The sequence below is a fragment of the Ensifer sp. Root1252 genome (assembly GCF_001425885.1).
GTDB classification, from domain to species: Bacteria; Pseudomonadota; Alphaproteobacteria; order Rhizobiales; family Rhizobiaceae; genus Ensifer; species Ensifer canadensis.
This window is the reverse complement of record NZ_LMDT01000014.1, coordinates 50092-64205: the sequence shown is the minus strand read 5'-3', so window position 1 is coordinate 64205 and position 14114 is coordinate 50092. Positions and strand designations below refer to the sequence as shown.

The following is a 14114-nucleotide window of genomic DNA, read 5'->3' as shown; positions in this document are numbered from 1 at the left end:
AATACCTACTGACGCGGCCTGCTGGTGGTCTGCGGCCGCACCGCCGTCTTTTTGCCGAGCGCGATAACGCCAACACTGCGACCGGTCGATCGACGAGCCGCCCTTGCTGCGGAAATCATGTCTTGGGGGATTTCCGCATTCGGCAACAATTGCGCGATCGCTGCCAGAACAGAACTCTCGTCACATCGTTCGGCATCGCGCTGCATACGATTGAATGCGCTCTTCAACACCGAAGAGGGCACGGGTTGAGGGACCGCTCCAAGCACGCCGGGGATGGCCGACTGGATGCGCTTATCGGTCGGATCGAACAGTTCCTCGAACAGCTTTTCGCCCGGTCGGGATCCAACGATCTCGATCATGATGTCCTTGTCCGGCACGAAGCCCGCCAGACGGATCATGCGTCGAGCGATGTCAATGATCTTCACAGGCTCGCCCATGTCGAGAACGAAGATTTCGCCTTGGCCTATCTGCTTCTGAAAACCGTAAGCCGATGCCTGAAGCGTCAGCTCGACGGCCTCTCGGATGGTCATGAAGAAACGCGTCATTCTCGCGTCCGTGACCGTCAACGGACCGCCCTTGGCCAACTGATGCTTAAAGAGCGGGATAAGGGATCCGCTTGATCCAAGCACGTTGCCGAAGCGAACGGTCATGAAGCGGGGTCCCTGCCCGCTTGTGACACCATCGAGATCGAGCGCCTGGCAATAGAGTTCGGCAAGCCGTTTCGTCATGCCCATTATGCTGGAGGAGTTCACCACCTTGTCGGTAGACACCTGCACCATGGCGAGTGCACCGAACCGCTTGGCTGCGTTCGCGACGTTCATGGTGCCGATGACATTGGTCAGGACGCCTTCGCAGGGATTGATCTGAACCATGGGCACATGTTTGAGCGCGGCGGCGTGGAAGACCAGTTCCGGCAAGTGCGCTTCGAAGATCTCATTGACCCTCTGGCTGCGCCGAACGCTGCCAAGGCAGTTCGAATGGCGGATCTCCGGAAACTCTTCCTTTAGGCACAGGTCGATCGAATAGAGATTGAATTCGGTATTGTCGACCAGGACGATCTCGGCCGGGCCGCAAGCGGCGATCTGGCGGGTAAGTTCGCTGCCGATCGACCCGCCTGCCCCAGTGATAAGAACTCGCCGGCCGGCAATCAAGCGCCTGATGGCGTCCTTGTCGAGGGCGGCCTGCGGCCGTTCGAGCAGGTCTGTCATTTCGATCGATCGGAGCTCGTATGGGTTCTCGTTGCTGGTCTGCTTGAACTCCGTAGCGCTTTGCAGCCGCGAGACTGCGATCCCAAGGCGTTCGGCGGCTTGGAGTAACTCGCCCGAAGCCGTCTCATCGAAGGACGACAGGGGTTCGGTGAAAACGATATGGCAGGGTTGCTTGCCCTCGGCCCTGAGATCGGCGACGACCTGTTCCAGATCCTCGAGCCTGCCTGCGATCGGTACCCCATGCAGCATCAGGCCAACTTGAGATTCACTCGTGTCGAGACAGGCGACCGGCACATAGGGCGCCGCCGGATCGCGAAACAAAGCGCGTAGATAGAGATCCGCGGCGTTGCCGGCTCCAACCAGAAGCAGGGGAACGCGGTGGCGATGGCCATCGGCGTCGGCCTTTTCCGAACGCTTGTTTTTGGAAGGCAGGAATTCGTCTGCGCGGAAGCTTAAGCGGGAGGTCGCAAGGAAGGCAATCAAAAGCAGCGATTGCAGCGGCACGACAGTTCGCGGCATATCGGTGAGGCGTGTCGAAAAGAACAAAAGGGCGATGAGCACGAGCGAGGTCAGGACCACCGCGCGGATGATAATCACGAGGTCGCTGATTGACCCGTATTTCCAGTTTCGACTGTAGAGACCCGAGAGCGGGAACATGGCCGCGCAGACCGCCAAATACTGGGCAGACGACCAAGCCAGGATCTGCATCGTATCGGGGCGATCGCTCAGGCCTCCAGGCCCATACCGCAGGAATAGTGCGAGGAAAAGCGCGATCGCAGCGGATGCCAAATCCACCGCATAGAGAGCAGCGTTCTTTCGTGCGCCACGAGCGGCCGATTTGAGTTTCCTGACGCCAAGCTGCGCAAGTGTGATCGCGGCGTCCCGGGCAGTTGCCGGGAACGCTGCGCTGTCTGCGATGGCTCGATGATTCATTACACGAAATGCCCACGCACCGTAAAACGCCTTAAAGGCGGTCGGAATGCGAAACATAACGCCCCTCCTTCGACATGGCTTCGCTAACCGGTGGCCAGAATGGGCCGGGCGAGTAATACGACCGAAAGTATATGCGTTACTTCTGGTGGAGTTCCGTCAATTCCATAGCATAAAAAAGATATACGCTCTCGACCTGTTCGGTGTCGGAGCGTGTTTTACCTTTTCCCTATTTGCATTGAACTCTAGAGACCACTTTGATTTCGGAAAGTAAACTAATTTTGAAGGATTAATCCTTTGGGGCGATAAACGTAATCTACAAGATCGATGGGTTTTGATGGCGCAGGCAGACGTCCATAAAGATCAAGCATTTAGGTTCGCAAGTGTCGAATTGCGACAAGTGAGGGGATTAAGGACAGCGGTCGAGCGCTAACTCGAGTTCGTCGAATGTAACGATTCGTGATTGTGCCTGGTGCATCGGCGTCGGCGCGTCGCACCGGTGGATGCGATCGTCGCGCAGGATTTGAACGGTCTGCCAGCCCCTTGTTCGGGGCGTGACAAAATCCTTGATGGCATTGTCGGCAACATAGGTGAGTTGCGCTGCCGTTAGATGCGACGCAGTCTCGACAGCTTCGAATGCTCTTGGGTGTGGCTTGCGATAAGACATGCCCCAGGCATCCGTAAACAGGACGAGGTCAGCTTTATGCTCGAGTCCAAGGGCTTTGATTTTCGAACGCTGGGTCGAGACTGGTCCATCGGTGATGATGCCGATGAAGTCATCGTTCGGGCGATCGAACAAAAAACGCGCCGCGTCGGGGGCAAGTGAGATTGATGGCTGATGGTGCCGGTAAATCGTCACCAGTTGCTTTATCAGAGAAGGGTCGACCTCGCCCTCCGTTTCCGCAAGCGCAAGATCGAAAACCTGGCCCCTGACTCCCGCCGCGAAAAGACGGGCACACCGCACAGCAAAATCGGTCTGTCCGGTTCTTTGCTGCCACCATGCGCCGACAGCCGCAAAGCCGCTGAAGACGAAGTCGCGCTCTAAATAGAGTGTGTCATCGAGATCAAAGATGATCCCGCGAGCAAAGGAGCGCATTTGGTCACCCGTCAAAAAGAGCCTGATCATAGCGCAACATGAGTACTCCATCTCGCCAATCGTCGTTGGCGCTGACGGGAAGGCCGGCGACTTCCTCAAGCAGCCACTGCGCGAAACACGCCCCGGCGTGATCGGCAAGCGGATAACCGCCTCCGAACCGCGCGTTGAGTTCGATTACCTGCAATCCGCGGGTTGCATCGGCGATTGCCTGAAAGCAGAGGGCGCCGCGTGCGTCGGGCAGTGCCTCAGCCATCCCCCGCGCAAGCGCGGGAAGCTCCGACAGGCGCACAGTTCGCCCCTTCTCGACTTCGCCCGCCCGCACCGAGAGCCGTTCGTGTGCGATGCAAGATCGGGCCACGCCATCACGATCGATGAACATGCTGATCGTGTATTCGGGGCCGGAGAGGTATTCCTGGACGATCATCGGTTCGGCGCAATCTTTGGGAAGAGCGCTTGGGTCGCGGATCATACTGATGGAGCGACTGGCGCTGCCTGAGCGCGGCTTGACGAAGACCGGCCACGTCCAGTCGGAGATCGCCTGACGGGCATTCTCCAGCGTATCGGTGCGTGGGACGGCGAGGCCCGCCCGGTGGAACGTGTGCATCGTGCGCAGCTTGTCCCGGGCGATTTCCACCACCAAGGGCTGGCTCACATGGATCCGTGTTCCCGCCTCGGCGAAGCGCTCGGTGTTGAGGGAAAACGGCAACAATTCGGGATCGATTGTCGGCACCACGAGATCGACGTTTTCTGTTCGACAGATGTCGGCGACGGCGTCGATGAACGCCTCGTCGTCACAACTGGGCACGGCGTATGCCCGATCGGCCGTATGACAGGCGGCACTGAGCTCCGGCCTCCTGTCACACGCGATTACTCGCAGCGTCACATCAAGCCGCGCGGCCGCGGCGCGAAAGCACTGGATGAGTTCGACCCGCCGTCCGGCGGAAGAAAAGAGAACGCACAACTCCCGTCTGCTCATCGTTAAAGCCCTCCGTTGGCGCCTGTCGTCCTGGATTCAAGCTGCCCCTGTCTAAAGTCCCGGGCGGCCATCCGTCAGCTTGCCATGTAACGCTGGCCGATCCCCCTGCCAGTCAATGACTTCCAGGCAATTGCCGTCTCCACACAAGACGAGGAAGCCGGCTTTCGTGTACACTTGGACCTGGCCCGTCAGGCCGATATATTTGCCCGCATTCGGGTGCACGGTCGCGCGGGTGACAACGATCTTGCGATCGCCGAAAAAGGTGAATGCCCCGGGATAAGGATCGCCGACGGCGCGAATGAGGCGCTCGATGTCCACGGCCGAACTTCGCCAATCGATCAACCCATCCTCGGCTCTTCGGCGCGCGCAATAGCTTGCGCCCTGTTCGTCTTGCTGGATACCTTTCGCCGAGCCCTTCTCCAGAAAATCCGTCGCCTCGACGATCATCTCCGACAGGTTGCGCGTATGCTTGTCGTAGAGGGTCCGCGCGGTCTCGTCGGCGGCTACGTCGAACAATCGTTGCAGCAGGATGTCGCCGGAATCCATGCCATCATCGAGCCAGAAGAGGGTCGATCCCGTGACCTTTTCGTTGCAGAGTATCGTCCAGGGGATGACTCCCCGCCCCCGTAGCCTTGGCAGGGCGGCCGGGTGGAAACCCAGGCAACCGCGTGCAGGGATGCTTCGAAACTGGGGGCCGCAGATCTGAGACCACCCGATGACAAGGATGACATCGGGCGCGAACTGTCGGAGGGTTGCAAGCGTGGCCTCGTCGTTGACATCAGAGGTTTCGACAACATCGATCCCTGCTCTTCGCGCAATCGGCATAAGGTCGGCATGATCCGAATGTCGACCTGCTTTTGCACCGGGAAGGGTGAGGAGCAGGCCGGGCGGGCGACCCACAGACACGAGCGCTTCAAGAGCGATCCTCGAACCCTCGACTGTCCCGACGAATGCGACGCGCATCGATGATAACTCCGTAACCTAGGGAGAAAGGCAAGCTTGGGATGCAGCCTATGGATGGCTGCGTCAAAATTACATCATACTAAAATTGAGGCCAGTGGATTTGTTGGACACGAAACGCGTTCCTCCTTTTCCGGGGCCATCGCGAAGGCTTGTTCCGCTGTCCCAATTGAACCGGTGTTGATTTCATGCCCGCAAAGCCTTGATTTGCATGGGCCGATCGATGTTCAGGACAGACTGCTGTTGGATGGGACAAGAAGAGCACTTAGTGCGGTTCTCAAAGCCTGCGAGGGCTTCTTTGTGCCGATATTGTTGAAAAAGTCCCAAATCGTGGGTTTGCCGAAAAGTCGGCCAATTCACGTTCTGCGTGAATGTTTGCCGTTTGATGCTGAATCAATTCCGCTACACGGCTCACACGCTGCTTGATCGAAAATTGGCAAGGCCCCCACGCCAATTTTCTGTGTCGGCCTCTACGACCCTTCAAATAATCAGACCTTATAGAAAAGCCGACTTTTTCCGCCACAAGCGGTCGCGGCAACCGCGGCCATTCGCGTTGACTACGGGGTTAGTTGGCGAGAGACGCTGCACTCTGACGCTGTTCGCGATGATGTCCGCTGGGTTGTCAGCCTCCGCGGCTCGCCAAGGAGGAGGCGGCGATCAATCGGCGCGCGTCAGCCGCCGACAAGCACTCAATCGCGACTGCCTTCCTGCCGAGGCCAAAGCAACGTCGTCATGAATGTGGCAAAGGCGATGGCCACCAGTATGTAAGTGACGCGGGTGGAGAAGGACTCGGCGGCAGACCCCGGAAGCGGTGAGACGCCGGTTCCGAATACGAGGAGGAAGATCGTCAAGGCGCCCGCGTAAAGTTTGGCGGCCGGCGCACGCATGGCGGCACGACCGCCAAATACCAGGCCGGCCAGCAGGACCAATAGAAAGAGGAAAATGAGGGACGGCCGTAGCTGAAGCAGCCCGAATGCGACGGACGCGGCCACGCCTCCAGTGATATTGGTTATCACGATCCCCAGGGCCGCGCGCGTGCTGGCTGTTGCGTCGAATTGTGAGAGCAGTGACACGACTGTTATCGGAATGACAATCGCCGTGGCTAGCGCTTCGCGTGTCAGACAGGCAACCACCGCGATCAGGAGTATGGTGGTGTTGGCGGCAGCGTAGTGTGCCGCACGCGGATATGTCGCTGCCGTCGCCGGCTTAACAGTGGGGCTGCCTTTGTCCGGGATAAAGACATATGCCAGCCACATCAAGAGCATTCCGGTCACCACACCCTGCACCAGGATCATTAGAATGGTGTCGCCGAGATCCTCGTTCAGAATTGTGAGGAGCGGCACCATAACCGCAATGACCAGAACAAGAAAGATTGTGGGGCCGCCCTTGCCGTTCGCCTGCTGGTAGAAACATCCAAAGTAAATCAGCCCAAGCAGTAGCAACAGAACCGGCGGCCGGTCGCCAGTCAGCATCGTTACGAATTGCAGAAGTGCTCCGACGACAAGAATAAACAAAGTGACCGCTAACGCCTTTTGCAACGGCATAGGGCGATCACTGGCGATGAGAAACTGTGCTGCAAACAATGGCCCAAGGAAGGGGATGATAGCCCCCGAATAGACTGAGCAGGAAAAGCCGACCGCAACGGCAAGCGCTATGCGCAGACCCTTGCGCTTTACATTGACGCGGTCCTCCTCGTGCGAAAGATACGTGTCAGCTGACATAGGTCAGGACCGACAGAATTCGGATCCAGAGACTGCCAAGCGCATTGGTGATCGGGTGGTCCCCGGTATAGATCACCACATTCGCCTGCGAACCGTACCGAACGCCCTTGGGCCGCCCTTCGTCGAGGACCAGGCGGACGGGAAAGCTCTGCGGTGTTCGCACCCATCCCGTGTCTGTGGAAATCTTCGGCAGGCCCGTTGCCGGGTCGACACTCCCCTGAGCCACTCCCATCCCGATGCCTTCAACGGTCCCGGCGAAAATCTGACCGGGGAGAACATCGAAAAGCACCTCCGCACGGTCGCCGGCGGCAACCATCTCAAGGCTGTTTTCCTTAAACGCGGCGGTGATCCAGATCGTGCCGGTATCGATGAAAGTCATTGCACTCTCGCCAGCGCTAAGCATACCACCGACGGAAAGCTGAAGATTGGTGACGACGCCTTCCGCCGGCGCTGAAACCGTCGTGCGCAGCAGATCAAGCTGAGCGGTTTCAAGCGCCGCGAGCGCCTCCTTAAGCTGTGGATTGTCCTTTCCCGCAGGCCCAAGCTCCTCCTGAGCCCGCACGAGCTCGGCTGTGGCTGCATCCACGCCTGCATCTGCCTGATCCAGCGCGGCTGCGGCCTCATCATACTTCGCCTGGGCGTAGATTCCGCGCCTGACAAGTTCCATGGCGCGGGTGGCTTGATCCTGGACGTTGACGCGCACTGCCTTCGTCTCCACCACCTTGGCCTGGGCGACATCGACGGCCGCCGTCGAAGCGCCGATCGTCTGACCTACCCCTGCAAGGCGTGCTTCCGCCTCCGCAACGGCGAGCCGGTACTGTTCCGGGTCCAGACGAAACAGCATCTGGCCGGACGTCACGGCGCTGTTGTCGGTCACGCCCACTTCAATGACCCGCCCGGTAACCTCCGGCGCTACGCCAACGACGTATGCACTGACGGTCGCCTGCGAGGAAGAAGGAGTGCGCCGCTCCATGAACACCGTCACGACGAACAGAAGCAAAGCCATCAGGAGCACAGTGATTGCGACCGTGCGCTGCGGGTTTTTCTCTTTAACAGGCGCGCTCACTGTATTTGGAGCATCATTATGAGGGGCCTCAGTTGCATCCGACGCCATGACGTTTCCCCCCTAAGATCACGCGGCCGTCGCGCCGAGGCTCTCCTTGCGCCAGCACCTGCGTTGGATTGGCAATTTAGTCCTAAGCTGTCGCCATCGCAACGGCCGCCGATGCGACCCCAGGTACCCACCCATAAAACCGCGCCAGGCTGAGGCTGCATCGGCTTCTCAAATGGCCTGTTCGAGGCGCGTCCAGCGAGCACTTTTGCGTCTGTCTTGCAGGAAGACCGAAACAGGTAAATAATCAGCCAGAGTACCGAGCTACCTGGGAAATCCGGATTGGCTGGGAAGGGGGCCAGCAACAATGGAGCCGAACGTGACAATCCCTGAGCGCGCGCCGTCGCTCTTGAGAATGCTCGACGCTGCACTTCAGATCGGACTCGTAGCCTTACTGATCTTTGCCTGTAGCCGCATCATATTGCCCTTTGCTGGCATCCTGCTCTGGTCGGTCATCCTCGCGGTCATGCTCTATCCGCTGCACCAACGCTTGGTCGACCGGGTTGGCAATCGCTGGTCGGCGACGTTAATCGGGTTGGTCAGCGTTGCGCTGCTGCTGGTTCCATTGGTCATGGTTGTGGCGTCGCTTGGATCTTCCATACTTGAGTTCGTCTCGGGCTTGCAAGACAGCAGCCTGACGGTGCCGCCGCCGCCGACATGGCTTGCCGACCTCCCGCTGGTCGGCCAGAAACTGACCGAGACATGGGCTCTCGTTGCGACAAACATGCCGGCGGCGCTTGCCAAGTACGGCAAGATGCTGGGTGGAATTGCATCATGGCTGGCGTCGTTCGCGGGCGGTTTGGCCGCCGGTCAGCTGTCATTCGTGCTTTCGTTCGCAGTCGCTGCCGTGCTCATCGCCTATGGCGAGGGCGCCACCGAGTTCGCCAGACGTCTGTTGGAACGTATCACCGGCAGCAAGGCACAAGGTACCCGGCTGGTTGCAATGACGGCCGCGACGATTCGAGGTGTGGCGGTCGGCGTAGTCGGCGTGGCCGTCATCCAGTCGCTGCTGATCGGGATAGGCTTTTTTGCAATAGGTCTTTCGGCAGCCGGAGTTTTGACGCTTTTGGTGCTATTGTTTGCCATCGTGCAGGTGCCGGCGGTGTTGGTAACGCTACCTGTCATAGCCTATGTTCTTGCGACGGAAGCGACCACGCCGGCGATCATCTTTTCGATCTGGACCATCATTGCCGGGCTCAGCGACAACCTCCTCAAGCCATTGATGCTCGGCCGCGGACTTGACGTTCCAATGCCGATCATTCTGATCGGTGTAATCGGCGGCATGATCGCTGACGGGCTTCTCGGCCTGTTTGTGGGCCCTGTGCTCCTGGCTGTTGGCTATGTACTGCTCATGGAGTGGCTGCGGGACGAACCCATTGAGGGCGGGCCGCGAATTGAATATCCGCCTCCATGATCGCGGTCATTGCTCTTGGCTTGCTGGCGATGTTGGCATGATTAGCATTTCAGGTGCTGGCATCGGTTTTCGCCGCCCGTTACTTCGCCCGGACCTCCCTGTGGCGGGATGACTGCGAACACCTTGCGTTCGACTAGGCCATCCTCTTCGAGTTCCCTTAGCTGCTTGATCAGGAGCCGCTGTGAGCAGTCACCGAGTTCTCTTTTCAGGGCATTGAACCGCAAGGTACCCCTGAGAAGATGATACAGGGTCATGCCTTTCCACTTGCCGCTGATGAGATTGAGCGCCGCATACATCGTGACCGTGGCGTTTGCCTGCGTTGGCGCCTAATTGAATGTTGAGTAAAAATTTACTAAAGACGATTTCGAAATGCCGTTGCATATGGCACATTCGCCAATGACAACGATCGCCCTATGACAACAATGGAATGACGGCATGGTCACTATCAAGGAAATCGCCAAGAGTGTTGGCGTGTCGTCGGCTACGGTTTCGAGGGTGCTCAACTACGACCCCGCCCTGTCGATCTCACCGGCAAAACGGCAAGCGATCATCGAGACGGCCGAGGCTCTGAACTATGAGACCCCGCGCAATCGCAACAAGGCGAACGGACAGGCTGCCCCCAGCCTTTTGACCAAGCTCGTCATCGTGCATTTTCTCGAGCCTTCGGACGAGATTGCCGACCCCTATTACGTCGGCGTGCGGCTTGGCATCGAAAGCCGCTGCCGCGACCTGAGGACGGAGATCGTCAAGGTCTTCCATTCAGACGCGCTGCCTGAGGCGTCCCTGCTTGCAGGCGCATCGGGTGTCATCGTCATAGGCAAGCATTCCGACAACGAGATCGCATGGCTGAGCAAGTATGCTCCACATGTCGTTTTTGCCGATTTCGACCCGAGGAGCGACCTGATCGACAGCGTGTTTTCCGATGTGGGGCTCGCCACGTGCAAGATCCTCGACGCTCTGAAGTCCAGCGGATACAAGCGCATCGGCTTTATCGGCAGCCACGAGAACCTCAATGGCACTGTCCAGCATTTCGCCGAGCGCCGATGTGTGGCTTATATCGACTGGCACAAGAAGAACGGCACCTTCGCGCCTGAGCTTTTGGCGCTCTCCGATTGCTCATCGGGTCAGAGCCTCCGGCTCGAAACCGGCTATCGTCTCGCGCGCGATCTGCTGTCGCTCACTGACCGGCCGGATGTGATCGTGACATCCAACGACAACATGGCAATCGGCACCTATCGGGCGATCCAGGAGTTCGGCCTTTCGATCCCGGGCGACATTGGCGTCATATCCTTTAACGACATCCCCGTTGCCCAGTTCCTGACGCCGTCGCTGACCACGGTGCGCATCCATGGCGAACATATCGGCGAGACGGCCGTCGATCTGTTGTTAGAGCGACTTTCCGGCCGCAGCTACGGCAAGCAGGTACGCATCGCCACCGAACTCGTTTGGCGCGACAGCTGCCGCAAACCCCTGGAATCCTTGTCGTTGTGAGCTGTTCGTTGCGCGTGATAAATATTTACTAAATCTTCCTTGCGTGTTGCCTGAATTTCGGTAAATCTTGCGCGGACGGCAGGAGAGGAGAACCTGCCCTCAGCAAGTTTCTAGGGAGGAAACGATGTACCGCAAAACGAACCTGTCGCGCGTTGCGGCTGGCGTGCTCGCCGCAGCAAGCCTGCTTGCGTCCACCGCCGCCTTTGCCGGGGAAGTCACGATCTGGTGTTGGGATCCCAACTTCAACGTTGCGATCATGAAGGAAGCTACGGCGCGCTATAGCGCGAAGCATCCCGAAACGACGTTCAACATCGTCGATTTCGCCAAGGCCGATGTCGAGCAGAAGCTGCAGACGGCACTGTCGTCGGGCACCACTGACGCGCTGCCGGATATCGTGCTGATCGAGGACTACGGTGCGCAGAAGTACCTCCAGTCCTTTCCCGGAGCCTTCGCCGAGCTTTCCAGCAAGGTCGATTTTTCCGGCTTCGCGCCCTACAAGGTTCAATTGATGACGATGGACGGGGCCGTCTACGGCATGCCGTTCGATTCCGGCGTCACCGGCCTCTACTACCGCAAGGACTATCTGGAGCAGGCAGGCTTTAAGCCTGATGATATGCAGGACCTGACCTGGGACCGTTTCATCGAGATCGGCAAGCAGGTCGAAGCCAAGACCGGCAAGAAGATGCTCGGCCTCGACGTCAACGATGCGGGCTTCATCCGCATCCTGATGCAATCCGCCGGCGGCTGGTATTTCGATAAGGACGGCAATCTTTCGATCGAGAACAACGCCGCCCTGAAGGCAGCGCTCGAAACCGAACAGAAGATCCTGCAGGCCAATATCCATAAGCCGGCTGCCGGCTGGACGGAATGGGTCGCGACCTTCACCTCCGGCGATGTCGCCACCGTGACAACAGGCGTTTGGATCACCGGTACGGTCAAGGCCCAGGCCGATCAGTCCGGCAAGTGGGGCGTGGCACCGATTCCGAAGCTTGACGTCGAGGGCGCCTCGCATGCGTCCAACCTTGGTGGTTCCAGCTGGTACGTAACCGCCAGCTCCGCCGAGAAGGACGAAGCCATCGACTTTCTCAACGAAGTCTATGCCAAGGACGTCGATTTCTATCAGAAGATCCTGACGGAGCGCGGTGCCGTCGGCTCGCTGCTCGCGGCCCGCAACGGTCCCGCCTATTCTGAAGCCGATGCATTCTTTGGTGGCGAGAAGGTCTGGCAGAACTTCTCCGACTGGTTGGCGAAGGTTCCAGCGGTCAATTACGGCGTCTTCACCAACGAGGTGGACACGGCAGTAACGGCGCATCTGCCTTCGCTTGGCGAGGGCGCGCCCATCGATGACGTGCTGAAGGCGGTCGATAGCCAAGCGCAGGGCCAGATCCAGTAACGGCTCAAAGGCAGGCGGCAACCGCCTGCCTTCTCGCTCGGGCGCATGCGGCCATCACGTCGCGTGCCCTCCGCAACATCATCCCTTTTCGTTGAGGGCACCCATGGCTGCCGGCAAAACAGGCGGATTGAAGCGCTACTACGACCTCAACGGTTGGCTGTTCATCGCCCCGTCCTTGCTTCTCATCGCAATCTTCCTCGTCTATCCGATTTTGCGCTCGCTCTACCTGTCCTTCTTCTCGGGCAAGGGAATGATGATGAAGTTTGCCGGCTTCGGAAACGTTGCACGGCTATGGAACGATCCGGTCTTTCTTCAGGCTCTGAAAAACACCGTCACCTTTTTCATCGTCCAGGTGCCGATCATGATCACGCTGGCGCTTCTGCTTGCCGCGGTCTTGAACAACGACAAACTGAAGTTCATCGGCTTTTTCCGCACCGCCATTTTCCTGCCCTGCGTCGCCTCGCTCGTTGCCTATTCCGTGCTTTTCAAAAGCATGTTTTCCGTCGATGGCGTGGTGAACTCCGGACTTCTGGCGGTCGGCCTGATCGCCACCCCGATCGGCTGGCTGACGGAACCTTTCTGGGCCAAGGTGCTCGTCATCCTGGCCATCACCTGGCGTTGGACCGGCTACAACATGATCTTTTACCTTGCTGCCTTGCAGAACATCGACAAGTCGATCTACGAGGCGGCGCGGATCGACGGCGTGCCGGCATGGGCTCGCTTCGTCTACATCACAGTACCAATGCTGAAGCCGGTGATCCTGTTTACGACGATCATCTCGACCATCGGCACGATCCAGCTGTTCGACGAAGTCTACAACCTGACCGAGGGCCGCGGCGGCCCGGCGAACGCAACGATCACCCTCTCGCTCTATATCTACAATCTCACCTTCCGCTTCATGCCGAGCTTCGGCTACGCGGCAACCATTTCCTACGTCATCGTGATCATGGTGGCGCTTCTATCCTTCCTCCAATTCTACGCGGCGAGGGATCGGTCATGAACGCCTCACGCCTGGCCGCCACCGCATTGCAATACGCCTTCCTCGCGGCTGCAGCCTTCCTGTCGATTTTCCCGTTCATCTGGATGGTGATCAGTTCGACGAACAAGTCGATCGACATCATTAGCGGCAGAACGGGTATCGGAGATGCCTTCGGTACAAATGTCACCAACTTCTTCGCACAGGTCGACGTGCCACTGGTTTTCTGGAACTCCACGAAGGTCGCGGTGCTTGCGACGCTTTTGACGATCGTCGTGTCGTCGCTCGCCGGCTACGGTTTTGAGATGTTCAGATCCAAGGCGCGCGACCGGATCTACGCGCTCGTGCTTCTGACACTCATGGTGCCGTTTGCCGCGCTGATGATCCCGCTGTTCATGATGATGGCGAAAAGCGGCCTCATCAACACGCATATCGCCATCATGCTGCCGACGATCGCGTCCGCCTTCATCATCTTCTACTTCCGCCAGTCGACAAAGGCCTTTCAGACAGAGCTTCGCGACGCCGCCAAGGTCGACGGCCTCAAGGAATGGCAGATCTTTCTCTACATCTACGTTCCGGTGATGCGCTCGACCTACGCGGCCGCCTTCGTCATCGTCTTCATGACCAACTGGAACAACTACCTCTGGCCGCTCATCGTCCTCCAGTCGAACGAGACCAAGACGATCACCCTCGTCGTCTCCTCACTCGCCTCGGCCTATTACCCCGACTACGGCGTGGTCATGATCGGCACGGTCCTCGCCACGCTCCCCACCCTCCTCGTCTTCTTCGTCATGCAGCGCCAGTTCGTACAGGGCATGCTCGGCTCAGTGAAATAGGA

The 14114-nt window shown here is 58.7% G+C and carries 13 protein-coding genes; 6 read left to right on the top strand and 7 right to left on the bottom strand.

Annotated elements, in window-relative coordinates:
- Positions 1 to 5: 5 nt before the first annotated feature.
- The 4 genes from ASD02_RS17475 to ASD02_RS17460 all read right to left on the bottom strand — a co-directional run bounded on the left by ASD02_RS17475 (position 6) and on the right by ASD02_RS17460 (position 5173).
- Positions 6 to 2141: a nucleoside-diphosphate sugar epimerase/dehydratase gene (locus ASD02_RS17475; protein WP_082555561.1), complete on the bottom strand. Its 2136-nt coding sequence runs from the start codon at positions 2139 to 2141 to the stop codon at positions 6 to 8.
- Positions 2142 to 2547: 406 nt separating this feature from the next.
- Positions 2548 to 3234, bottom strand: coding sequence for an HAD family hydrolase (locus ASD02_RS17470; protein WP_063978353.1), 687 nt, complete (start codon positions 3232 to 3234; stop codon positions 2548 to 2550).
- 4 nt (positions 3235 to 3238) lie between these two features.
- Entirely contained in the window at positions 3239 to 4210 is a 972-nt protein-coding gene (locus tag ASD02_RS17465; RefSeq protein WP_057220972.1) for an ATP-grasp domain-containing protein, read from the bottom strand.
- A gap of 51 nt (positions 4211 to 4261) precedes the next feature.
- Entirely contained in the window at positions 4262 to 5173 is a 912-nt protein-coding gene (locus ASD02_RS17460; RefSeq protein ID WP_057220971.1) for a methionyl-tRNA formyltransferase, read from the bottom strand.
- 54 nt (positions 5174 to 5227) lie between these two features.
- Between ASD02_RS17460 and ASD02_RS38280 the strand changes: the two genes are divergently transcribed.
- Positions 5228 to 5596: a hypothetical protein gene (locus ASD02_RS38280; protein WP_156408412.1), complete on the top strand. Its 369-nt coding sequence runs from the start codon at positions 5228 to 5230 to the stop codon at positions 5594 to 5596.
- Between the two features lie 263 nt (positions 5597 to 5859).
- Here the strand turns inward: ASD02_RS38280 and ASD02_RS17455 are convergent, their stop codons facing one another.
- Positions 5860 to 6891, bottom strand: a complete 1032-nt coding sequence (locus tag ASD02_RS17455; RefSeq protein ID WP_057220970.1) for a DUF2955 domain-containing protein — start codon at positions 6889 to 6891, stop codon at positions 5860 to 5862.
- Positions 6881 to 7897, bottom strand: coding sequence for an HlyD family secretion protein (locus tag ASD02_RS17450; protein ID WP_225906447.1), 1017 nt, complete (start codon positions 7895 to 7897; stop codon positions 6881 to 6883). The genes ASD02_RS17455 and ASD02_RS17450 overlap by 11 nt, the downstream gene beginning before the upstream one ends.
- A 412-nt stretch (positions 7898 to 8309) precedes the next feature.
- Between ASD02_RS17450 and ASD02_RS17445 the strand changes: the two genes are divergently transcribed.
- Positions 8310 to 9416: an AI-2E family transporter gene (locus ASD02_RS17445; protein ID WP_057220968.1), complete on the top strand. Its 1107-nt coding sequence runs from the start codon at positions 8310 to 8312 to the stop codon at positions 9414 to 9416.
- Between the two features lie 41 nt (positions 9417 to 9457).
- Here the strand turns inward: ASD02_RS17445 and ASD02_RS17440 are convergent, their stop codons facing one another.
- A complete protein-coding gene (locus ASD02_RS17440; RefSeq protein WP_082555558.1) occupies positions 9458 to 9712 on the bottom strand; it encodes a helix-turn-helix domain-containing protein in 255 nt (84 codons plus the stop codon).
- A gap of 139 nt (positions 9713 to 9851) precedes the next feature.
- On the opposite strand from ASD02_RS17440, the gene ASD02_RS17435 reads away from it, so the two are divergent.
- The 4 genes from ASD02_RS17435 (at position 9852) to ASD02_RS17420 (ending at position 14112) form a co-directional block, all read left to right on the top strand.
- Entirely contained in the window at positions 9852 to 10907 is a 1056-nt protein-coding gene (locus ASD02_RS17435) for a LacI family DNA-binding transcriptional regulator (protein ID WP_057220967.1), read from the top strand.
- Positions 10908 to 11031: 124 nt separating this feature from the next.
- Positions 11032 to 12300, top strand: coding sequence for a sugar ABC transporter substrate-binding protein (locus ASD02_RS17430; RefSeq protein WP_057220966.1), 1269 nt, complete (start codon positions 11032 to 11034; stop codon positions 12298 to 12300).
- Between the two features lie 103 nt (positions 12301 to 12403).
- A complete protein-coding gene (locus ASD02_RS17425) occupies positions 12404 to 13300 on the top strand; it encodes a sugar ABC transporter permease (RefSeq protein ID WP_057213861.1) in 897 nt (298 codons plus the stop codon).
- The gene (locus ASD02_RS17420) at positions 13297 to 14112 is read left to right on the top strand and encodes a carbohydrate ABC transporter permease (RefSeq protein WP_057220965.1); all 816 of its coding nucleotides are present in this window, start codon (positions 13297 to 13299) and stop codon (positions 14110 to 14112) included. The genes ASD02_RS17425 and ASD02_RS17420 overlap by 4 nt, the downstream gene beginning before the upstream one ends.
- The last annotated feature ends 2 nt before the right edge of the window (positions 14113 to 14114 follow it).

What these genes read in the sequence shown, in the direction of transcription:
- ASD02_RS17430 (WP_057220966.1), top strand. Translation starts at nt 11,032, where the DNA reads ATGTACCGCAAAACGAACCTGTCGCGCGTTGCGGCTGGCGTGCTCGCC.
- ASD02_RS17470 (WP_063978353.1), bottom strand. Translation starts at nt 3,234, where the DNA reads ATGCGCTCCTTTGCTCGCGGGATCATCTTTGATCTCGATGACACACTC.
- ASD02_RS17445 (WP_057220968.1), top strand. Translation starts at nt 8,310, where the DNA reads ATGGAGCCGAACGTGACAATCCCTGAGCGCGCGCCGTCGCTCTTGAGA.
- ASD02_RS17455 (WP_057220970.1), bottom strand. Translation starts at nt 6,891, where the DNA reads ATGTCAGCTGACACGTATCTTTCGCACGAGGAGGACCGCGTCAATGTA.
- ASD02_RS17435 (WP_057220967.1), top strand. Translation starts at nt 9,852, where the DNA reads ATGGTCACTATCAAGGAAATCGCCAAGAGTGTTGGCGTGTCGTCGGCT.
- ASD02_RS17475 (WP_082555561.1), bottom strand. Translation starts at nt 2,141, where the DNA reads ATGAATCATCGAGCCATCGCAGACAGCGCAGCGTTCCCGGCAACTGCC.
- ASD02_RS17440 (WP_082555558.1), bottom strand. Translation starts at nt 9,712, where the DNA reads ATGTATGCGGCGCTCAATCTCATCAGCGGCAAGTGGAAAGGCATGACC.
- ASD02_RS17465 (WP_057220972.1), bottom strand. Translation starts at nt 4,210, where the DNA reads ATGAGCAGACGGGAGTTGTGCGTTCTCTTTTCTTCCGCCGGACGGCGG.
- ASD02_RS17420 (WP_057220965.1), top strand. Translation starts at nt 13,297, where the DNA reads ATGAACGCCTCACGCCTGGCCGCCACCGCATTGCAATACGCCTTCCTC.
- ASD02_RS17450 (WP_225906447.1), bottom strand. Translation starts at nt 7,897, where the DNA reads ATGGCTTTGCTTCTGTTCGTCGTGACGGTGTTCATGGAGCGGCGCACT.
- ASD02_RS17460 (WP_057220971.1), bottom strand. Translation starts at nt 5,173, where the DNA reads ATGCGCGTCGCATTCGTCGGGACAGTCGAGGGTTCGAGGATCGCTCTT.
- ASD02_RS17425 (WP_057213861.1), top strand. Translation starts at nt 12,404, where the DNA reads ATGGCTGCCGGCAAAACAGGCGGATTGAAGCGCTACTACGACCTCAAC.
- ASD02_RS38280 (WP_156408412.1), top strand. Translation starts at nt 5,228, where the DNA reads ATGGCTGCGTCAAAATTACATCATACTAAAATTGAGGCCAGTGGATTT.